The organism is Pseudarthrobacter sp. RHLT3-21, from assembly GCF_059383495.1.
In genome coordinates, this window is record NZ_JBWZCI010000006.1 from 176,445 (window position 1) to 195,088 (window position 18,644).

Here is an 18,644-nt window from a genome sequence, read left to right on the forward strand (position 1 = left end):
TTTCCGCTGAGCGGAAATCGCCGAAAGTCTACTGAGTGAGTTGCCGGGTGATTCCGTTTGCGGCTGTCCGAACGGCACTGGCGAGATGCGGAAGACTTGTGGAGGACGGAACAACGACGGCGAGCGATCCTTCCAGGCCCATTTCAGGGCCGAAGATCGGTGCAGCGACGGACGCCGCACCGACAGTCATCTCTTCCCGTGAATAACCCAATTGTGTTGCCCGCACCTGTTTCAGGCTCCTGGCGAGGATTTTTGGATCCGTTATGGTGTGGGAGGTGTAGCGCGTCAGCCCTTCCTCGATGATTCGGTCCAGGAGCTCCGGTTCGGAGAATGCAAGAATGACCTTCCCGACGCCCGTGGCGTGCAGCGGTAACCTGCCGGCGACTTCGGTGATCGAGCTGACGGAGCCGGCACCGCTTAGTTTCTCGAGATACAGCACCTTGTCATCGTCGCGCACAGCCAGCTGCACGTTCTGACGTGTGGCCGCATAGAGATCCTCCATGAACGGCAGCGCCAGCGTCCGCAGATCACGATAGCCGGGCGCCAAGGCACCGATCTGCCACAGCTTCAGACCCACCTGGTAGCGGGAGTCCGCGCGACGCTGCAGGATTCCACTTTGCACGAGTTCGGCCAGCAGCCGGTGGGTTGTGGCCACAGCCAGTCGACTGGATCGGGAAATTTCACTCAAGCTAGGGGCGGGCTGCTCGCGGGTGAAGGCATCAAGCAGCGCCACGATCCGGCTTGCCGTGCTGCGCCCCGGCTCGGAACTTCCGCTCATAATGGCTGCTCACCCCCCATTTCCGCTTATCGGAAAATCACCTCGATCGTAGCTGATTCTAAGGGCGAGGTGACTTCAATTAGTAGGAGTAGCCCGGAGTACCCTGCGGCGACAACGCCGCTGCCGCGTTAGGCGCGCGGCTGTTCACCTGGTCCGTGGACGGTTTCGACACAATCACGCGGCGGACTGCAGAGGCGCGCGAAGCCCCCAACCCGGGAACTGACTCAGCAGGTCGTTCACCGCCTTCCGCTGAGCGGAAATGATCGCTGGTTACGTTCCTCTGAAGCCCGCATACTGGGACCAGTGGCAGAGTCGCTCGTGCACGCACCGACGCGAGCATTTCCGCAGATGATCTCGCAGGGCGGTGGCCAATCCGGACCGGCCCCTCAGCCGCTCGTCCCAAGGCGATACCCGGGCAGTAATTCGCCCCTTGGCGCGGTCCTGATTCCAAGGTTCTGAGTGAACCTGGGGAATCCGTCCTCCGGGTCTGCCCGCATTCTGACATACGCAAAAACGATCCAAGAGACAAGGGAGTACTGCCGTGGAGGAACAACTGCTCGAAAGGCTGCGCATCAGGGAAGTCATCGAGAACTGGGCGCTTTGGCGTGACTCCGGAGATTGGGATCGGTTCCGCACGGTGTGGGCGCCCGAAGGCGAGATGATGGCGACGTGGATGCAGGGACCGGCCGAGGACTTCATCCTGGCCAGCATCGACGGCTGGAACAAAGGTGTTAGCATCCTGCACTTCCTGGGTGGCAGCTCCATCGACGTGACAGCCCACCGGGCCATTGCCCAAACCAAAATGACCATTACCCAGCGCGCCGACGTCGAAGGTGTCACATGCGACATCATCTGCACCGGCAGGTTCTATGACTTCATGGAAAAGCAGAACGGCGAATGGAAAGTCGTCCTGCGCCAACCTATCTACGAAGCCGACCGCATCCTCACCGTGGCACCAGGGGAGACCCCCGAGCTGGATCCGGAGCTGCTTGCCGAGTTCCCCGCCGGATACCGGCACCTGGCCTACGCCCAGTCCCGCATCGGCTACCCGGTCAAAAAGGACATGCCGGGCCTGACCGGACCCGCCGTCGAAAACCTGTACGAACGCGGATCCCGCTGGCTCAACGGCCAGTAGCACTTCTGTCTGTGCCGGTCGTTCCGGTCCGGCACAGGCAAGCGGCGGGGCAGCCGAGCAAGTGCGGGGGAGTTCGCCTCGACTGGCCAGAGATATCCATCTCGGAACATTTACCCACCGGTGAGGGCTGGCTGTAGCTGGCCGCCGTCATCTCTCCCGGATTCAGTGGGATCAGAGCTGCGGCAGCCGTACAGCCAGTTCGTCGGCCGCTTGGCGCAGACTCGGCAGGTGGGCCTCAAGGCCGTCCATGGTGAGCCGGAACACCGGTGCCGCAGTGGCGACAGCGGCAATTGCCCGCCTCCCCTGGGCGAGGACAGGCACTGCGATGGCGTGCATGCCGAGCTCATTCTCTTCGTCCATGGCGGCGAAGCCCTGTGCGCGGACTTTTTCTATTTCACGTCTGAATGTGTCCCGGTCCGTGATGGTGTGTTCCGTGCAAGGCGTCAGTTCCAATTCACTGATGAGACGTTCGGATTCATCTTCGTCGGCGAAGGCGACGAGGACTTTTCCGAGAGCGGTGGAGTGCAGTGGTCCCTGGTGGCCGGCATCGCTAGTGAGGCGGAAGGCGTGGGGGCCGTCGACTTTGCTGACCGTCAACTGGTGCATTCCGTACTGTACGGCCATTATGGTGGCCTCCAAGGTTTGCGCCGTCACCTTTTCAAGGATCGGCTGAGCTACGCCAGCGAAGCCGTGTGCGTGGGAAACTCGCTGGCCGAGCTGGAAGATTTGCAGGCCCAGGTGATACAGGCGCCCTTCGGGTTCGTAGTGGGCAAAACCCTCCTTGGTCAGGCCCTTCAGCAGGCGATAGGTCGTATTAAAAGGCAGGTCCGCCAACCGCGCCAGATCGGCTGTCCTGGCCCCTTTCGGGGCATCACCCAGCAGGAGGAGCAGGTGGAGGCCCTTGCTCAGCATGTCCGTCTTTGACTCATTCTTGACCGTCATGAACCAATACTCTCATATTATGAGAGTTACTACTGCCTTATGAAAAAAAGTAGTTGACAGTAATCCACATCACATCCATACTTTTCATACTGCATAAGTAACTCTCATGATGTGGTTGCATATCGGTTCTGCTTAGCGTTTACGGCGGAGATCCCCCAACGAAGGGGCGAACCCGGCGGCGCCCCCTTTTACTTGAAGTTTTTCTGGAGGAATACCCATGAGCGCAGTCCGTATTGCCGTTGCTGGCGCCGGCCTGATTGGCCGGCGGCACATCGAGATCATCACCCAAAGCAGGGACGCGAAACTCTCGGCCATCATCGATCCGTCACCGGCAGCTGCCGATCTGGCCCGGGAGAGAGGCGTGGAACTCTACGCCTCCCTTGAGGACCTGTTCGCCGCGGACCGCCCCGATGCCGTCGTTCTGGCCACCCCCAACAGCATGCACGTCTCCGGCGGACTGGCCTGCATTGAGGCAGGAGTTCCCGTCCTGGTGGAAAAGCCCCTCGCGGATTCGGTGGAAGACGCCAAGCGCCTGGTCGATGCCGCCGAGAGCCACGGCGTCCCGCTGCTGGTCGGCCACCACCGACGCCACAGCCCGCTGCTGGCCGCTGCCAGCAGGCTCATCGACGACGGCACGCTCGGGCAGCTCGTCGCAGTGACGGGAACCGCCATGTTCTACAAACCCGACAACTACTTCGACGCAGCACCGTGGCGCCGCGAGGCCGGCGGCGGCCCGATCCTGATCAACATGGTCCACGAAGTTGATAACCTCCGCGCACTGTGCGGCGAGATCGAAAGCGTCCAGGCCACCTCGTCCAACCGGACCCGCGGCTTTGCGGTCGAGGACACGGTCGCGATCACTCTGCGGTTCACCAGCGGCGCCTTGGGTTCCTTTCTGCTCTCCGACGCGGCCGCCTCGGCCAGGTCCTGGGAACTGACATCGCAGGAGAACAAGAGCTATCCGACGTACGGCGATGAGGACTGTTACGTCATTGCCGGGACCAAGGGGTCCCTGGCCGTCCCGACCATGCGTCTGAAAACCTACGCCGGCACACCGTCCTGGTGGGAGCCTTTCGACGTCTCGACAGCCGAAGTAGAGCGGGCCGATCCCTTGGTGCGGCAGCTGGAGCATTTCATCACCGTCATCCACGGCGAGACTCCGCCGCTGGTCACCGGCTACGACGGCATGCAGACGCTGCGCGTCACGATGGCCATCGCCGAAGCAGCTGCCACCGGCGGCACAGTAGCCGTCGAATCCTTCCCGGCCTGACGAACAACAGCATCATCCGACAACGACGTCACCTAAGGAAAAATCATGACAGAAACACCGAATATCAGCCCTGCAGCTCCCGCACCGGTCAAGACGCCCCGGCGGGCGGCGCTGGCCAGCTGGATCGGCAGCGCCCTGGAGTACTACGACTTCTTCATCTACGGCACCGCGGCAGCCCTGGTCTTCAGCAAGGTCTTTTTCCCGACAAACGATCCGGCCACCGGCACGCTGCTGGCGCTGGGAACGTTCGGCGTGGGCTACGTGGCCCGTCCAGTTGGCGCCTTCGTCATGGGCCACATCGGTGACCGGTACGGCCGCAAGAAGGTCCTCATCGGTACCGTCATGCTGATGGGCATCGCGACGTTCCTGGTCGGTTGCCTGCCCACCTACGACCAAGTCGGCGTGTGGGCGCCGATCCTCCTGGTGGTACTCCGGCTGCTCCAAGGCCTCTCTGCCTCCGGTGAGCAGTCCGGCGCGACGTCCATGTCCTTGGAACACTCCCCGGATAACCGCCGGGCTTTCTTCACCAGCTTCACGCTCTCCGGTACCCAGTTCGGATCCGTCCTCGCGACGGCCGCTTTCTTGCCGATCGCAGCCCTTCCCGAGGACCAGCTGCTCAGCTGGGGCTGGCGGGTACCGTTCTGGCTCAGCTTCATCGTCGTCGTCGCCGGTCTGATCATCCGCCGCAAGCTGGATGAAACCCCTGCCTTCAAGCAGGAGACAGAGCACCATGAAGAACCCAAGATGCCCCTGGCCGTGCTGTTCCGGGACCATAAGGTCAGCGTCCTGCGGGTCGCCCTCTCGGCCCTGGTCTCCACCGTCAGCACCATCTTCGGTGTTTACGCCCTGTCCTTCGCGGTCAACACCGTGCATCTGGACCGGTCAACGATGCTGTGGGTCGGCGTCGCCACCAACCTCGTCGCCCTGGCCTCAATCCCGCTCTGGGCCATGCTCGCCGACCGCATCGGCCGCAAGCCCGTCTACATCTTCGGTGTCCTGGGCAGCGGCATGCTGATGTTCCTCTACCTCGCCGTGCTCTCCGGCGGGAACTTCTTCCTGATCTTCATCGTCGCAATCCTGATGTCCGGCATCGTCTACCAGGCCCAGAACGGCATCTTCCCGGCCTTCTACTCTGAAATGTTCCCCACCCGCGTCCGCCTCTCAGGCATGGCCATCGGCACCCAGATCGGCTTCGCCATCGCCGGCTTCGCCCCCATCATCGCCGCCGCCATCGCCGGGCCCGGCACAAGTGGTTGGGTCCCGGTCGCGGCCATGGTACTCATTGCCTGCGTCATCGCTGCTATCGCCGCCTCCACGGCCAGGGAAACCGCCAAGTTGACCCTGCAGGACATCGAAGACGCCGCAGACCTCAAGAGCAACCATGCGCTCACCGGTGCGCGCGGCTGAGGCCGGGCGGGGAGGCATCCCGCATGGGTCCGGAAGGGGGAGCGCCGTATCCTTGCTGCGACGGCCACCGTGCTCTAGGGTGTGGACCCAAGCCAACGTGGGCCTGAATAACTGGGGTGCTCCACGGCGGAAATCAATTCGGTGCTGCAGGGCTGACGGCAGAGAAACTTGACGAGATCCAGCCTCGTCACCCGGTAGCGCTGGTGGGTGACGAGGCTGGTACCGCGCACTTCCGTCGGTTCAAGCTTGAGGTTCGCGACGCCGTCGAGCAGCTCGCCCGGTACCAGGATCATGGGCGCGGTGTGAAGGTGCCGCTCGTCCATCAGCCCCACCGATAGGTATTGCTGGACTGTCTGCGCTCCTCCGGCAATGGCCACGTCCTTGCTCCTCCAGTCGCGCTCTTCATCCCTGGGACGATCCGCAAGGCGATCCCTGGCTGGCCTGGCGCTGGTGCCCTTCCCAGGTCAGCCGTCCTTGTTTCTGCCTTTGCCCTCGGCGCCTTTTCCCTGTTCCGGGGCTGGTGCCGGCACGACGGGCGCAGTGTTTTTCTGGGCGGCCTGCGCGGCGGCTTCCGCGTCGGCCTTGGTCTTCTCCGCTTCTGCCGCGGCAGCCACTGCTTCTTCAGCTGCTTTCGCTGCCGCTGCGGCGGCTTCTACGGCGGCATTGAGGTCGGCCCTGACGGCGGTGGTGCTGGTCATGATGCTCCGGCGCCGTTCCTCGGAAATCCGGCCGCTGCCGGCTGCAGTCGCCACGTCCGCTTCCAGGCTATCCAAGGTCTTGAGCGCGGCCGTGTGATCGTTTGCGGCCGCTGCCTGGCTCACGCCGAGCACGAGTTCCTGGAGCTGGTGGGCAGAGTCGCGCTGCATGCCGGTATCGGCCGGGCCGCAGCCGGCGAGCGAGGCCGCCAGCACCAAGGTGGCGGCAAAACCAGCTCCCCGTGCTCCGGTGCGCTGGCCCGTGGAATGGAAGCGGGTCATGGTTCCACACTCTTTTGAAGTTCCTGAAGGTGGTCACCCAGCGTGCCGCTCACCGCAGGGTAAGGCACGACGCCGGATGTGGACTCTGGCGCCTGGCCCGCTGTCAGTGCCGCGGCCCCGCCCGCCAGTGCGAGAACGACGGGGATGGCCACCACCCAGAGCCGCACCTTCTGTCCCGCCCGGGATGACCGCCGTCGGCGCGTTCCCCGGGGGCCGCTGGGCTGATCGGCACCAGGCGCCAGCCTGGACTGGGCGGCGGTGGCGGAATACCCGCCGTCGGGACTTGCGTTGGTTGGCCTGGCCGGCAGATCAGGGGAGGGCGATTCTGCTGTGACGGACGGCGTCCTGAACGGCATGGCCGGCAGTACACGCGTGGTTTCCGGTGCAAGTTCGCCGGGAGTGGATGTCGGCGAAACAAGGGCCCGCCGCAGCGCCGTCTCGATGTCCGCCGCTGTGGGGCGTTCCAGCGGCTCGATTGTTGTCATCGAGCGGATCAGGTCGGCCCACTCGGCAGGGAGATCCGCCGGAATTTTGGGCGCGCGGTGCAGCCTCGCCACGGCAGATTCGACTGCGCTGCCGGGGTACTCCATCCTCTGCTTGATGCATTCGAGCAGGACCAGCCCCAGCGAATAGATGTCTGTGGCAGGGGTGAGCGTGGAGCCCATGGCCTGCTCGGGGCTGAGGTACGCCGCGGTGCCCACCATGGCTCCAGTAACGGTCAGGCGTGTTGAGTCGGCGATTCGTGCTATGCCGAAGTCTGCGAGCTTGGCCCGCAGTGGCTCCCCGGGCCGGGTCTGCACCAAGAGGATGTTGCCCGGCTTGATATCGCGGTGGAGGATGCCGAGGCCGTGGACGTAGGCCAGTGCGTCAGCGATGCCGGCTCCTATGACGGCGAGCTCGTCCAAGGGGACTTCACTGTGCCTGATTCGGCTGCGCAGATCCTGCCCCTCGACCAGTTCCATCGTCAGGAAAGGCCGGGGCTCGTCCGGGATGCGTGCGTCGACGCCGACATCGAACAATGTCACGAGGCTGGGATGGTTCAGCGTCGCCAGCAGCGTGATTTCAGCTGCCTGTCGTTTCAACTCGTCTGCATCGGGGGCCTGGGGTGCGAAGAGCTTCAAGGCCACGTCCCGACCCAGATTCTTATCCCTTGCACGGTAGACGGACGACATGCCGCCGCGGCCGATCACCTCACCCAGCCGGTAACGTCCAGCACCCACGTCAATTCTGATGGAGCTCGGCGATTCCGCCAACATACCCGTTCCTTCCGGTGCGCTGCGGCAATGTGTACCTAAATCATAAGGCAACTTACTATATTGGCCACTCCGGGGGAGGCCCAATCACCGTCACCACGTCCGCAGGTCTGAAAGGGGTCGTTGAAAGGCTTTCCGCCAGTCCATGCATTGGCGCCAGGCTCTCGCGGAAGTACATCCGGCGGCGGTACTGTGAGGCGCATGGAGATGCGCCTTGAAGTTGTCCAAGTACCGGTGGCCGATGTCGACACGTCGAAATCGTTCTATACGGAGAAGCTGGGCTTTGTCCTTGACCACGATGTGGAGCACATCCCTGGAATGCGAGTGGTGCAGCTGACGCCGCCAGGTTCGGCCGCCTCGATAGTCATCGGTACAGGAATGACGAGTATGACGCCCGGCAGCCTCGAGGGGCTGCAGCTTGTCGTACCCGACATTGGCGCGGTCCGTGCCGAGCTCGTCCGCCGGGGCGCCGATGTCAGCGAAATACAGGACATGGGCGGAGTGCAATTCTCGTACTTTGCCGACCCGGATGGCAACCGCTGGGTTATTCAGGGCGCAACACCATCGGACGTCAGGGATGCCCACCTGAACGAGTCCGCGTCATAGACTCCCGGATCCGGCGGGGGCGTAGGATGCCGCTATGGGACTAATAATTGCGCTTCTAGTCATCTGGCTTGTCCTTTCGATCGTGGGCTTTGCCGTGAAGGGCCTCATTTGGCTGGCAATCATCGGCCTCGTCCTGTTCGTCGCTACGGGCGTGTGGGGCTGGGTCAAGCGGAAGGCCAACGCCTGACCAAGGGGATTAGGCCATACGGACCTACCTCGAAAGGGGTGGGCAATCCGGGTGTTCGGCTGCTCTCGCGCCGACGGGACATTAAGCGGCCCCGACGACGGGCAGTTCGTCTCAGTGCGCGGATCAGCGTCCACTTATGAGGGAGCACAATGACACGCAGTCGGTTGTGGCAATGCATAGTTCCCTACCTGTTTCTCACCATGCTGCTGACATCATGCGGCGACAAGATGACGGGCGGACCGGGAACTGCGGAACCCACGCCGAACTCCACCAGCTCCGCTTCACCCAACAACTCCCGATGCCCATCAGCTCAATCCTTGGTTCTACCGGCAGCCTCGTTCCAAGCGGTGGTCCCTTCGCGTGCGTTGACTGGGTCCGGTTCGAGACCCCTCAAGGCCAATACGACAAGGCCGGCGTGGTGCTCATCGGAAAGTCTGTAAGCCGGGCCGGTGAGACCAGCATTTACGGTCACAAGGCCACGACCCACCTAGTTGAAGTCGAGCAGGTACTCAACGGGGACCCCGGAGATGGGAACCTCCGCATCTCCTCCATGCCCCCGACCTGCACTGGAATCGAGTCCTACCAGGACGGCGATCCGCTCGATCCCAATCAGAGAGTCATCATTTTTGCGACCAAGCAGGGCGGCGACTGGTTCACCATGACCCCCGCACAAGGAGTGTTGCCTTTCCAACAGGGCACAGAGCTTCCCTTTCGCTAATGTGAGTCCAGCCCGTGCCCACTGGACAGGCCCAGCGGGCAGACGTGAAGCCCTGAGGCCTGGCAACAAATGCTGAACTGCGCCGATCCGGCCCTCAGTTTTTCTTGAGTTCCTGGGCGAGCATCACGATGATGCCGCTGGGGCCGCGGACGTAGGTGAGCTTGTAGACGTCCTGATAGGTCGCCACCCCCCGAAGCGGACGGCAGCCGTGCCTCGCGGCTATCTCCAAGGCGTTGTCCATGTCGTCGACTGAGAACGCGACGCGGTGCATGCCAATCTCGTTGGGACGAGTGGGCTCCGACTCGATCGCTTCGGGGTGAATGTACTCGAAGAGCTCAAGGCGACCGTGACCGTCTGGCGTTTGGAGCATCGCTATTTTGGCGTGGTTGCCGTCAAGGCCGACGGCAGTCTCGGTCCACTCGCCACTGACCGTGTCACGGCCGACGACCGTGAGACCGAGGTCTGTGAAAAAGGAGATCGTTGCTTCGAGGTCGCGAACGGCGATGCCGACGTTCTCAAATTTGATGGCCATGCGTTGCACGTTACCGAGCCGGGCCCAATAGCTCCAGTAGCGGCAGGCATGAAGTTGCGGCTACCTCATCCTGCCGAGGAGGGGCCACCGGATTCGAAGCGGTCAGCCCGCGGCCTGACCCTCGCGGGCCACCTCCTCCAGAATCCTGGCTGACGGCGGCGCCGACATCAGTTGCCCTATCACCTCCGGTTTATCCCACACCTGGCTGCGCAGCCGCTCCAGAAAGACGGTCGCAGCTTCCTTGTTGTCGAAGTCAAGGAGCACGGTCACGCTGTTCTGGTCGTCTGAATCCTGGAACACCCGGACAGACCGGGCGCCCGAGGCGGCGCGGCCCGCGGGATCTCTGTCGAAGACCTCTTTCCATGCCCCGTAGTCCCGGACCGGATAGCTTATTTGCAGGGTGAACATTTTAGTTCCTTTCCCTCGTGATATGACAGAACCACGATAGGCCGTCCAACGTCATCCCGGTAGGGCCCGACGCTGAACTGGGACCGACGGGCGTTCCTCGAGCCCATTGAAGTCCAGCAGCTCACCACCAGGGGCCACCTCCTGGTCGATATAGGCTAGACGGGACGCCGGCCCCGCCCGGGCCAGCCTGCCGCCCTTCCCGGGTGGCCGGGAACGGACGGAAGGGCATCATCGCCATGAACGAACCTGGCTGGGTCCAGCACGCCATCTGGTGGCAGGTCTATCCCCTCGGCTTCGTCGGCGCGGAGAAGACCGCCACGCCGGAACCCGCCGCTGACCACCGGTTGCTGGACCTTGTCCCGTGGCTCGACTACGCGGTGGAACTCGGGGCGTCGGGGCTGGCCCTCGGCCCCATCTTCGCGTCGGAGACGCACGGGTACGACACCACGGATTACTTCCGGATCGATCCCCGGCTCGGATCCGAGCAGGACTTCGACACCTTGGTGGCCGAGGCACACCGTCGCGGACTGCGCATACTGCTCGACGGCGTCTTCAACCACACCGGGCGCTCCTTCGCGCCGTTCCAGGATGTCCTCGCACGCGGGCAGGAGGCGGACACCGCCTCCTGGTTCTCGCTGGAGTGGCCCGACGGTGCCGCTCCCGGCGTCGAACCCGCGTACCGCGACTTCGAGGGCCACCACCACCTCGTGGCGCTCAACCATGACGAGCCGGCCGTCGCCGATTTCGTCGTGGACGTCATGGAGTACTGGCTGCGCCGGGGTGCGGACGGCTGGCGACTCGACGCCGCCTATGCCGTCCCGTCGTCGTTCTGGGCCCCGGTCACCGCGCGCGTCCGGTCATCCCATTCGGACGCGTACTTCGTGGGCGAGTACATCCACGGCGACTATGCGGCGGAGGTCCGGTCCGGCGGACTCGATTCCGCCACGCAATACGAGCTATGGAAGGCTGTCTGGAGTTCGCTCAACGACGCGAACTTCTTCGAACTCGCGGCCGCATTCGAACGACACAACGCGCTCCTGGGCTCCTACGCACCGTTGACCTTCATCGGCAACCACGACGTCACCCGCATCGCGAGCAAGCTCACCGATACAGCACTCGTGCCGCACGCCGTCGTCGTCCTGCTCACGGTCGGCGGAACGCCGTCCATCTACTACGGCGACGAGCAGGGCTACAGGGGCGTCAAGAAGGACAGGGCAGGGGGCGACGACGACGTGAGGCCGCTCTTCCCCTCCTCCCCCGACCAGCTCTCGGCCGTGGGAGGACCCATCTTCGCCGTGCACCAGGAGCTCGTCGGGGTGCGGAGACGGAACCCATGGCTGCACCGTGCGACCACGGACGTGCTCCAGCTCTCCAACGAGGTGCTTGCATACCGCATCGCGGTTGACACCGATGCGCTCGTGGTCGCACTGAACCTCTCGCACGACACCCAGCGGATCAGCGCCACGGGCGCCACGTCCGTCGTCGCCGGACAGGCGACCGTCGATGTCGGTGCGAACGCCGTCCTGGTGCCGCCGCGGGGGTGGGCCGTCCTGGGCTAAGCCAGCTGCGAGAGGACGCTCTGTCTACGTTATTTACGGGTGCGTCTGATGCAGATCGAGCGTCAGCTTTTCAGCGGATCACCCGGTAGCGGACGTGGGTGACGAGGCTGGTGCCGCTCACCTCGGTCGGCTCCAGCGTGAGGTTCGCGACGCCGTCGAGCAGCCGTTCGCCGGCTCCCAGGATGATGGGCGCGGTGTGGAGCCGCAGCTCGTCGATCAGCCCCGCCGAAAGGTACTGCTGGACGGTCTGCGCGCCGCCGGCAATGGCCACGTCCTTGCTGCCGGCGGCCTCCCGCGCCTGGGCCAGCGCGGATTCGATCCCATCGTTCACGAAGTTGAACGTGGTGCCGCCCTGCATCTTCAGGGGTCCGCGTGGATGGTGGGTCAGCACGAACACCGGTGCGTGGTAGGGCGGCTCCTCGCCCCACCATCCCCGCCAGTCCGCAGCCCACGCCCCGTGGCCGGGCCCTGCGAACATGTTCCGTCCCATGATGAAAGCGCCGGCCGCGAGGATGCCTTCGATCGCTGCGGAGTTGGCCTCGGGTTCTTCGAACATCCACCGGTGCAGGAGCTCTCCGCCCTCGCCCAGGGGGTCCGCCGGGCTTTGGTTCGGGCCGGCGAGGAATCCGTCAAGGGAGATGGTCAGGTCGCACGTGACTCGGCTCATGCGCCCATCATGCCACCGGGCAGGCGTCAGGTCACGGCCCCTGAGTAGGGCTCGGCTGCTCGACCGTGACGGTGCCGGCGTCGCCATCCACGCGGATCTGCTGGCCGCTGGTCAGCCGCTGGGTGGCCACACCGGTGCCCAGCACGGCCGGGATGCCGTACTCCCGGGCCACGATGGAGCTGTGGCTTAACGGCCCGCCGACGTCGGTCACCACGGCGGAGGCCATCGCGAACAGCGAGGTCCAGGCGGGAGTGGTGATGCGGGCCACGAGGACCTCTCCGGGTTCCATCAGGGCGAAATCCTGGGGCCCCCGCAGGACGCGGGCCGGAGCGGTGACTCGGCCCGCGCTCGCGCCGGTGCCCTTGATGATGTCGCCGAGTTGGTGCTGCGAGCCTGCGGGCATCATTGACCCGAAGGCCTTGTCCATCCACCGGCTCTCCGGGAGCATTTGCGGGGCAGCGGCCCTCACCTGGCCCCGCCAGAGCATCCTGCGCTCCTCGACGGCGGCGGCGCGGACAGGCCGTCCGGCGCCGGCAATTGCCACCGCCGAGGCTCCCGGCGCGGCCAGGCCGAACTCGACGGCGCTGCGCAGCTCCCGGTGCCGCAGCCAGAACACGTCGGCGGGCTCGGCGATGACGGCGGAGTCCACCAGCCGCTGTCCGAGTTCGAGCAGCATCCGCCGCAGCAGCGGCCACGCCAGGCCGACGTCGGCCAGGGCGTCCTCGCGGATCGGGGCGGTGGTCTGTGCCCACCGGAGCAAACGGAGGAACGCGGCCCGGCGGCGCGGCCCGAGCCGGGTGCTGATCCGGCTGGTTTCGTCCTCCCTGCGGGCGGAGGACAGCCGCTGCCGCTCGTGCGGGTCAGCACCTTGCCCCCACAGATAGAACTTGACCGCCTCCAGCAGCGCTGACGGATCGTCGGCCGGAACCGGGCTGGCGAAGTCCAGGTTGTAGACCGCATGGCCGAACCGGTCCAGGTGGTCCTGGAAGCGGGGACGCCATAGCTGCCACAGTTTCTCATCGAACCCGGCAGGCGGGAAACCGGTGCGCTGGGACTCGGCCGCCGCCGTCGTCGGTTCATGGAGGATCGCAGAGGCGAGCCCGGGGACACTGCGGGCCCAGGCTGCCAGGCCGTACAGCGACTTCTCCGCCCGGATGGGTTCGCTGTCGAAGCCGAGGATGAACGTCAGGGCGGGGGGATCTCCGTCGCGCCGGACGAACTTGTCGTAGTACGCCCGGAAGGAGATTTCGCTGGTTGCGGCGAGCGGAATGACTGACTGCACGGCTGTGTAGTACACGGTGCCGGCGTCCAGCAGCGCCTGCACACCCGCCAGCAGTTCCGCACCGGTGAGCTCCGCGACGGGCTTCGCCTGCCAGTCCTTGATCACCCGTTCGTAGCGGGGATGCGAAAATTCGCGCCAGCCGGCCACTCCCATGTGCGCCTTGCCGCGGGCCAGCGCGCGTACAGCCGTCAGCGCCTTGCCCATCACCCGCCACATCCCCGAGGTGCGGTAGTAGTAATAGGCGTAGCCGTTGATGGTGGGCAGTCCCACGTCGTCCTCGCGGATGACGTTCGTGCCGACGGGCTCGTTCATCAAGGCTCGCAGCGACCTGGACACCGAGCCGTCAATGAGGTCGGCAAACAGCGGCGAGAGCGGGTCGGGCAACTGTTCCACGATGCTCGCCCGGAAGTAGAGGCCCTTCGGATACGGCACAGGCCACGTATCAGGGGTGTCAGCCGCCGGTTCGGGCAGCGCTGTGATGGGCCGGGATTGCAGGATGAAGAACTGGTCACCGGCCCGCGCCCACTCGATGTCCTGCGGTGTCCCGAAATGATCCGCAATCCGTTTGCCGTAGCCGGCCAGCTCGGCTGCCGCCCTGTCATCCAGTACGGGCGCACGACGGCGGGCTGCCGCCACCGGCTCCTCCCGGGTTCCGTGCTCCGCGTAGACGGTCATGACTTCCTTGTCAGCTGTCCGCCGCGACGCCACGGTGCCCGTCCCGGCGTCGACCATTACGTCATCCGTGGTGACCGTTCCGCTGACCACGGACTCGCCCAGGCCCCACGCGGCGCTGATCGCGATCTGGTCGCGGCGCCCGTTGGCCGGGTTGGCGGTGAACATGACCCCGGCTGCCTCGGCCTCGACCATCCTCTGGACCACGACGGCGAGGCGCGCCGCGTCCGGTCCGATGCCTTCACGGGCCCGGTAGGCCATGGCACGCGCCGTCCACAGGGAAGCCCAGCAATCAATCACGGCCGCGGACAGCGCCCCGGACCCGCGGACGTTCAGGTACGCTTCCTGTTGCCCGGCGAAGCTGGCCTCGGCGAGGTCCTCCGCCGTGGCGGAGGAACGCACCGCAACGGCCGTGTCCCCGTCGTCGAGACGCCCGTAGGCAGCGGCGAGTTCTGCTGCGATGACGGCCGGCATGGTGCAAGCCGTGAACAGGGTCCGGATCCGCTCCGAGGCGTCCTCGTAGTCCTGCGGCGCGGCCTGCGGCGACAGGGTTGCCAGTTCCTGGATGCCGGCCTCGAGGTGGTTGGCATCCACAAAATACGAATAGGCTGCGGTGGTCAGCACAAACCCCGGGGGGACGGGCAGCCCGGCCTGAATGAGGCCGCCCAATCCTACGGCCTTGCCGCCGGCCACGGCGATGTCACCGCGTCCCACCTCGCCCAAACTGTTCACATAGGTCATGAGCGCGCGTCCTTACTGCCCGGGTTGGGGGCGCCTGCAGCGAACCTGATTCTCCACATACTGGCACTGCCGCATGCAAGAGGCCATAGCTCATCCGTGTCTTAGGATTCACTCCCGCCGTGGCGCGCATAAGCTCGATACATGGGCAAAAACCAGCACAGCGAGTTGGAAGGGCAGACCTCCATCAACGAGCTGCTCGACAAGCCCATCGGCGACACCCACATCCAGCTGGTGCTGCCCATCCATGTCCAGCTCCGGCCGGGGGAATTCCGCCGCGTGTCCTGACGCCGCAGAGGACGGCCGTTGAAGTACGACGGCGGCGCTTGAGCGGGTGCCGATGACCGCCTCCGCGCACGAGCCTCTTGCGGAGGTCACTGTGGGGCCGGTACAAGTGCCAGGGGCGGTTGCCGGTGGAGGCCTTTAGTGGCGGACGTTCCTGATTTTCAGGCTGCGTCGTCTCGCCGGAGTTCCAGTGGTCTGGTCCGCGATCCGGCGGAGGCGGCGCCAGCGCATGCCGGTGCGGAGGTGAGCCTGGTCCGTGGGATGCGCTGAATGTACCGGCCTCGATCCACTCCTACGGTGCCGAGACCGGAGGATAACGACAAGCGTCACGCCCAGCCAGGCGAACGCTACCCCGATGACGAGGAAAACCGCCGGGATCGTGTCCATGATTAAGTTTAGATCCGAATCCGTAAGTGCACTTACTAATTCTGGCGCTTCCGACTTCTGTCGGCTTCCGGCCGGGCCTAAGCGGGCTGGACGGAAGGGCGGGGCGTTCGTGTGGGTTTTTGGGCTCTCCGGTGGATGAAGTATTCGGCCACCGCCAGGCTGAGGACCCACGATGCTCCGATCAGGAGCGCCCGGGTCAGCTCGTCCACCGGTCCCACCACAAGAATCCAGGGAATGGTCACCACCACGATGGTTCCCTGGGCGATGCCGATGGCGTACGCCCGGGACATCCACTCACTGTGCCGGACGTAGTTCCGGCGTTTCACCGCGATGAATCCCAGGACTATGAAGGCAACCATGGCCGACCCGAAGACCAGGCGAAGGACAAGAAGCAGCGTCCCGTCCAGGGGCGGGAGATCGGAGAAGACTGCCATCCACAAACCTGACAGGGCGGCAAGCAGGCCGGTGGGGACAAGAATGCGTCCGGCAATGCGGTGCCAGCTGACCTTGCCGCGCTTGCCCCGGCGAAGCGAGGGAACGAACTGAAACGCCCCAAGCACCAGGTAGATGGTGACAGCGGGTATGTGGATCAGCACGGGAACCGGCGAATCGAAGAACCGCGCGTTATCCGGCCTAATCTGACCTCCCGTGAGATCGGTCAGGCGCACTGCCCCGGCGATGATCGGGACGAGGCTGAGCAGGATCAGGGCGGCGGGCACGAGCCACCGGGTCCGGGAGTTTTGACGGGAGCGCGGAAGGGTTGCAGATTTCATGAGTTCGCTCTCTGGTCTGTGCGCTCACGCACTCGCCGGGATTGGGTCAGTCCAGGAACCCCCAGAGTCCCTCCATCAGCAGGTCCAGCACCGGGCGCCATCCCTCGTCCCAGGTCTGCGGCGGCCGGATAAACGGTGCCCAGCAGCACGCTTCCCGCACGGTGTACGGCCCAAGGTACTGCACTTAGTACCAAGAAGCGATAGGAATGAGGGTCGCTGTGCCAGACGTACGACGGCGGCGCGCCGGTGGGGTGCCGGCCGGCACCCTGGAGACCGCAGGCGGGAGCCTTTCCGGCCTTTCGCGGCAGCTGTTGTCTGTGCGCGGCAGCGAGCCTATGCTTTGGCCACGGCCCCACTCGGGGACCGTCCAGGATCCTCCCTCATTGGGTGCCAGGCACGCGCTGGGATGCCCGTGTCCTGGACATCACGGGACAGGAGAGACCATGACCAAGTATCTGTTTGAAGCGAATTACGTGGGCGAGGGAATCAAGGGGCTCATGCGTGAAGGCGGCACCAAGCGGCGTGACGCGCTGGTGGACGCCCTCAAGTCGGTGGGCGGAACCATCGAGAGTTTCTACTACGCCTTCGGGGACACCGACGTCCTGGGCATCTTTGATGTGCCGGACCAGGCGGGCGCTGCAGCCCTTTCACTGATGATCAATTCGACGGGTAACGTGAGCGTGCGGCTGAAGCCTCTTATGACGCCGGAAGATATCGATGCGGCGTCCAAGATGACGCCGTCATACCGGGCTCCGGGGCAATAGGGCCTGGCGCACGGGGTCACCTAACGCCGGCACCTGGCCAGCGGCCGCCGTCGGGAATTACGACGGCGGCCGCTGGCTTGGGCGCCGACCTTCGCTTCAGGTGTACATGAGGGAGCCCGGAGTCATCCACGAACGGCTTGATCGGGGCTACCGATTGGGGGTCTACCGGAACGTCGGCGGACGGGTAGCTTTCCGGCCCAACACCGTGGTGGCCCTCGTCTGCCTGGTCCCGGTCGTCTCCGTGCTGGGTGCTGCGGTCCGCAAAGCCATCCGCGCGGCGAGGTCATACTGCGGTAAGAGGGACAGGCTGATCGTATGTCGAAACACTGCGCCTGGACTGTGTGATCGTTGCCTGCCTACGGGGCCGGAGCCTATTCCGTGTCCGGTTCCCTCGGCTGTTTGTGTTTATGGTGCAGCGCGTAGCTGTCGAAGACCGCTGACGACGTCGTCCCCTGATGGCCGAATTTCCCGCGGAGGACCTCTGCGAGGTGGTCCAGCGACGCATGCAGCATCCGTCCGGCAAACTGGAGGTCGGGGTTTTCGCTGCGTTCGGCGTCTGACGCCAACCCGTGGGCATAGGCAACCGTGGCAGGCAAGGAACCCCGCTGCTCGACTTCGTGGAAGTAATAGGTCTCGTGGAAGGACAGCAAATCTATACTGACGGACGCCACGTTTCTGGCCAGTGATTCGAGCAGTCCGGCGGCATGCCGCGGATCCAGCGATGCCACACCCTCAGGACCTGCGGCTTCCCTGAACAGGTTTAGCTCATGGGCAAGCGCACGTCGGCGGCTGAGGGCCGGGTACATTTGCAGGATCCAGGAGACCGTGGCGGTCAGCAAACCGAAACCGGTGACAGCCTGGAAGGCCGCGACCAGTCGGAGCAGCGGATGGGCCGCCACAATGTCGCCGTACCCCACGGTGGAAAGAGTCACCAGCGAGATGTAGAGCGCTTCAGCGAAGTCGGCCTCCTGAGGCACCCCGTCGCCGTAGACGAAACCATCCGTCAGATGGGGCAGGTACAGCAGGGCCCACCCGATAACTGCGAGCCCCGCCCAGGCGCCGATGACAGCAGCCATTGCCAAAGGCGCGGCGATAGTGGAGGCCCGGCCTCTTAGCCTTCTCGTGAGCAGCCAGAGTCCCCGCATGATGGCCCGGCTTACAGGACCTGAACCATGCGGATAAAGGAGCGTGCGAAAGACGTCGGCGAGCATCAGCAGAATCAGCCCGGCCCCCAAAACCGTCCAGAGCACATCCCCGAAGTCCATGCCTCATCTTAGAGGCGGGGATCCTTCGTGCTGAAGGAC

General features: G+C 64.7%; 21 protein-coding genes. 9 read left to right on the forward strand and 12 right to left on the reverse strand.

The features are described 5' to 3' along the window. Nucleotides 1-28 precede the first annotated feature (28 nt). Entirely contained in the window at nucleotides 29-733 is a 705-nt protein-coding gene (locus tag AC50YA_RS09250; RefSeq protein WP_494981989.1) for an IclR family transcriptional regulator, read from the reverse strand. 586 nt (nucleotides 734-1,319) lie between these two features. Here AC50YA_RS09250 and AC50YA_RS09255 point away from each other — a divergent pair. Beyond that, a complete protein-coding gene (locus AC50YA_RS09255; protein WP_494981990.1) occupies nucleotides 1,320-1,913 on the forward strand; it encodes a nuclear transport factor 2 family protein in 594 nt (197 codons plus the stop codon). Nucleotides 1,914-2,084: 171 nt separating this feature from the next. Here the strand turns inward: AC50YA_RS09255 and AC50YA_RS09260 are convergent, their stop codons facing one another. Continuing rightward, nucleotides 2,085-2,855: an IclR family transcriptional regulator gene (locus AC50YA_RS09260; protein WP_494981991.1), complete on the reverse strand. Its 771-nt coding sequence runs from the start codon at nucleotides 2,853-2,855 to the stop codon at nucleotides 2,085-2,087. A 217-nt stretch (nucleotides 2,856-3,072) separates the two neighbouring features. Between AC50YA_RS09260 and AC50YA_RS09265 the strand changes: the two genes are divergently transcribed. Continuing rightward, nucleotides 3,073-4,125, forward strand: coding sequence for a Gfo/Idh/MocA family protein (locus tag AC50YA_RS09265; RefSeq protein ID WP_494981992.1), 1,053 nt, complete (start codon nucleotides 3,073-3,075; stop codon nucleotides 4,123-4,125). Between the two features lie 45 nt (nucleotides 4,126-4,170). Then, the gene (locus tag AC50YA_RS09270; RefSeq protein ID WP_494981993.1) at nucleotides 4,171-5,532 is read left to right on the forward strand and encodes an MFS transporter; all 1,362 of its coding nucleotides are present in this window, start codon (nucleotides 4,171-4,173) and stop codon (nucleotides 5,530-5,532) included. 74 nt (nucleotides 5,533-5,606) lie between these two features. On the opposite strand, the gene AC50YA_RS09275 is transcribed toward AC50YA_RS09270, so the two are convergent. From AC50YA_RS09275 to AC50YA_RS09285, 3 genes are all read right to left on the reverse strand, one after another. Continuing rightward, on the reverse strand, nucleotides 5,607-5,909 hold the full coding sequence (locus AC50YA_RS09275; RefSeq protein ID WP_494981994.1) for a hypothetical protein: 303 nt from the start codon (nucleotides 5,907-5,909) through the stop codon (nucleotides 5,607-5,609). An 87-nt stretch (nucleotides 5,910-5,996) separates the two neighbouring features. After that, entirely contained in the window at nucleotides 5,997-6,509 is a 513-nt protein-coding gene (locus AC50YA_RS09280) for a hypothetical protein (protein ID WP_494981995.1), read from the reverse strand. Continuing rightward, nucleotides 6,506-7,765, reverse strand: a complete 1,260-nt coding sequence (locus AC50YA_RS09285; RefSeq protein ID WP_494981996.1) for a serine/threonine-protein kinase — start codon at nucleotides 7,763-7,765, stop codon at nucleotides 6,506-6,508. Before AC50YA_RS09285 ends, AC50YA_RS09280 begins: the two co-directional genes overlap by 4 nt. 198 nt (nucleotides 7,766-7,963) lie before the next feature. On the opposite strand from AC50YA_RS09285, the gene AC50YA_RS09290 reads away from it, so the two are divergent. The 3 genes from AC50YA_RS09290 to AC50YA_RS09300 all read left to right on the forward strand — a co-directional run bounded on the left by AC50YA_RS09290 (nucleotide 7,964) and on the right by AC50YA_RS09300 (nucleotide 9,273). Continuing rightward, entirely contained in the window at nucleotides 7,964-8,368 is a 405-nt protein-coding gene (locus tag AC50YA_RS09290) for a VOC family protein (protein ID WP_494981997.1), read from the forward strand. Nucleotides 8,369-8,402: 34 nt separating this feature from the next. Next, the gene (locus tag AC50YA_RS09295; RefSeq protein ID WP_494981998.1) at nucleotides 8,403-8,555 is read left to right on the forward strand and encodes an LPXTG cell wall anchor domain-containing protein; all 153 of its coding nucleotides are present in this window, start codon (nucleotides 8,403-8,405) and stop codon (nucleotides 8,553-8,555) included. 214 nt (nucleotides 8,556-8,769) lie between these two features. Then, nucleotides 8,770-9,273 (forward strand): hypothetical protein, encoded by a 504-nt coding sequence (locus AC50YA_RS09300; RefSeq protein ID WP_494981999.1) that lies wholly within the window; start codon nucleotides 8,770-8,772, stop codon nucleotides 9,271-9,273. Nucleotides 9,274-9,367: 94 nt separating this feature from the next. On the opposite strand, the gene AC50YA_RS09305 is transcribed toward AC50YA_RS09300, so the two are convergent. Together AC50YA_RS09305 and AC50YA_RS09310 are read right to left on the reverse strand one after the other, a co-directional pair. After that, entirely contained in the window at nucleotides 9,368-9,805 is a 438-nt protein-coding gene (locus tag AC50YA_RS09305; protein ID WP_494982000.1) for a VOC family protein, read from the reverse strand. Between the two features lie 102 nt (nucleotides 9,806-9,907). Further along, nucleotides 9,908-10,213 carry a hypothetical protein gene (locus tag AC50YA_RS09310; RefSeq protein WP_494982001.1) on the reverse strand — a complete coding sequence of 102 codons (306 nt, stop codon included), beginning with the start codon at nucleotides 10,211-10,213 and terminating at the stop codon, nucleotides 9,908-9,910. Nucleotides 10,214-10,449: 236 nt separating this feature from the next. On the opposite strand from AC50YA_RS09310, the gene AC50YA_RS09315 reads away from it, so the two are divergent. Beyond that, on the forward strand, nucleotides 10,450-11,772 hold the full coding sequence (locus AC50YA_RS09315) for an alpha-amylase family protein (RefSeq protein WP_494982002.1): 1,323 nt from the start codon (nucleotides 10,450-10,452) through the stop codon (nucleotides 11,770-11,772). Between the two features lie 70 nt (nucleotides 11,773-11,842). On the opposite strand, the gene AC50YA_RS09320 is transcribed toward AC50YA_RS09315, so the two are convergent. Together AC50YA_RS09320 and AC50YA_RS09325 are read right to left on the reverse strand one after the other, a co-directional pair. Continuing rightward, nucleotides 11,843-12,439 carry a dihydrofolate reductase family protein gene (locus AC50YA_RS09320; protein WP_494982003.1) on the reverse strand — a complete coding sequence of 199 codons (597 nt, stop codon included), beginning with the start codon at nucleotides 12,437-12,439 and terminating at the stop codon, nucleotides 11,843-11,845. Nucleotides 12,440-12,470: 31 nt separating this feature from the next. Beyond that, the gene (locus AC50YA_RS09325; RefSeq protein WP_494982004.1) at nucleotides 12,471-15,134 is read right to left on the reverse strand and encodes a PEP/pyruvate-binding domain-containing protein; all 2,664 of its coding nucleotides are present in this window, start codon (nucleotides 15,132-15,134) and stop codon (nucleotides 12,471-12,473) included. A 141-nt stretch (nucleotides 15,135-15,275) separates the two neighbouring features. On the opposite strand from AC50YA_RS09325, the gene AC50YA_RS09330 reads away from it, so the two are divergent. Then, entirely contained in the window at nucleotides 15,276-15,419 is a 144-nt protein-coding gene (locus AC50YA_RS09330; RefSeq protein WP_156380336.1) for a hypothetical protein, read from the forward strand. Nucleotides 15,420-15,880: 461 nt separating this feature from the next. On the opposite strand, the gene AC50YA_RS09335 is transcribed toward AC50YA_RS09330, so the two are convergent. Both AC50YA_RS09335 and AC50YA_RS09340 read right to left on the reverse strand, forming a co-directional pair. Beyond that, nucleotides 15,881-16,576, reverse strand: a complete 696-nt coding sequence (locus tag AC50YA_RS09335; protein WP_494982005.1) for a DUF2306 domain-containing protein — start codon at nucleotides 16,574-16,576, stop codon at nucleotides 15,881-15,883. Between the two features lie 46 nt (nucleotides 16,577-16,622). Further along, nucleotides 16,623-16,760: a hypothetical protein gene (locus AC50YA_RS09340; RefSeq protein ID WP_494982006.1), complete on the reverse strand. Its 138-nt coding sequence runs from the start codon at nucleotides 16,758-16,760 to the stop codon at nucleotides 16,623-16,625. Between the two features lie 259 nt (nucleotides 16,761-17,019). On the opposite strand from AC50YA_RS09340, the gene AC50YA_RS09345 reads away from it, so the two are divergent. Further along, nucleotides 17,020-17,340, forward strand: coding sequence for a GYD domain-containing protein (locus tag AC50YA_RS09345; RefSeq protein WP_494982007.1), 321 nt, complete (start codon nucleotides 17,020-17,022; stop codon nucleotides 17,338-17,340). A 371-nt stretch (nucleotides 17,341-17,711) separates the two neighbouring features. On the opposite strand, the gene AC50YA_RS09350 is transcribed toward AC50YA_RS09345, so the two are convergent. Next, on the reverse strand, nucleotides 17,712-18,605 hold the full coding sequence (locus AC50YA_RS09350) for a potassium channel family protein (protein WP_494982008.1): 894 nt from the start codon (nucleotides 18,603-18,605) through the stop codon (nucleotides 17,712-17,714). Between the last annotated feature and the right edge of the window lie 39 nt (nucleotides 18,606-18,644).

Bases quoted from the DNA above. Each gene is read 5' to 3' on its own strand.
- AC50YA_RS09315 (WP_494982002.1), top strand. From the start codon at position 10,450: ATGAACGAACCTGGCTGGGTCCAGCACGCCATCTGGTGGCAGGTCTAT.
- AC50YA_RS09305 (WP_494982000.1), bottom strand. From the start codon at position 9,805: ATGGCCATCAAATTTGAGAACGTCGGCATCGCCGTTCGCGACCTCGAA.
- AC50YA_RS09320 (WP_494982003.1), bottom strand. From the start codon at position 12,439: ATGAGCCGAGTCACGTGCGACCTGACCATCTCCCTTGACGGATTCCTC.
- AC50YA_RS09280 (WP_494981995.1), bottom strand. From the start codon at position 6,509: ATGACCCGCTTCCATTCCACGGGCCAGCGCACCGGAGCACGGGGAGCT.
- AC50YA_RS09260 (WP_494981991.1), bottom strand. From the start codon at position 2,855: ATGACGGTCAAGAATGAGTCAAAGACGGACATGCTGAGCAAGGGCCTC.
- AC50YA_RS09335 (WP_494982005.1), bottom strand. From the start codon at position 16,576: ATGAAATCTGCAACCCTTCCGCGCTCCCGTCAAAACTCCCGGACCCGG.
- AC50YA_RS09270 (WP_494981993.1), top strand. From the start codon at position 4,171: ATGACAGAAACACCGAATATCAGCCCTGCAGCTCCCGCACCGGTCAAG.
- AC50YA_RS09290 (WP_494981997.1), top strand. From the start codon at position 7,964: ATGGAGATGCGCCTTGAAGTTGTCCAAGTACCGGTGGCCGATGTCGAC.
- AC50YA_RS09285 (WP_494981996.1), bottom strand. From the start codon at position 7,765: ATGTTGGCGGAATCGCCGAGCTCCATCAGAATTGACGTGGGTGCTGGA.
- AC50YA_RS09295 (WP_494981998.1), top strand. From the start codon at position 8,403: ATGGGACTAATAATTGCGCTTCTAGTCATCTGGCTTGTCCTTTCGATC.
- AC50YA_RS09300 (WP_494981999.1), top strand. From the start codon at position 8,770: ATGCGGCGACAAGATGACGGGCGGACCGGGAACTGCGGAACCCACGCC.
- AC50YA_RS09265 (WP_494981992.1), top strand. From the start codon at position 3,073: ATGAGCGCAGTCCGTATTGCCGTTGCTGGCGCCGGCCTGATTGGCCGG.
- AC50YA_RS09325 (WP_494982004.1), bottom strand. From the start codon at position 15,134: ATGACCTATGTGAACAGTTTGGGCGAGGTGGGACGCGGTGACATCGCC.
- AC50YA_RS09350 (WP_494982008.1), bottom strand. From the start codon at position 18,605: ATGGACTTCGGGGATGTGCTCTGGACGGTTTTGGGGGCCGGGCTGATT.
- AC50YA_RS09330 (WP_156380336.1), top strand. From the start codon at position 15,276: ATGGGCAAAAACCAGCACAGCGAGTTGGAAGGGCAGACCTCCATCAAC.
- AC50YA_RS09345 (WP_494982007.1), top strand. From the start codon at position 17,020: ATGACCAAGTATCTGTTTGAAGCGAATTACGTGGGCGAGGGAATCAAG.
- AC50YA_RS09310 (WP_494982001.1), bottom strand. From the start codon at position 10,213: ATGTTCACCCTGCAAATAAGCTATCCGGTCCGGGACTACGGGGCATGG.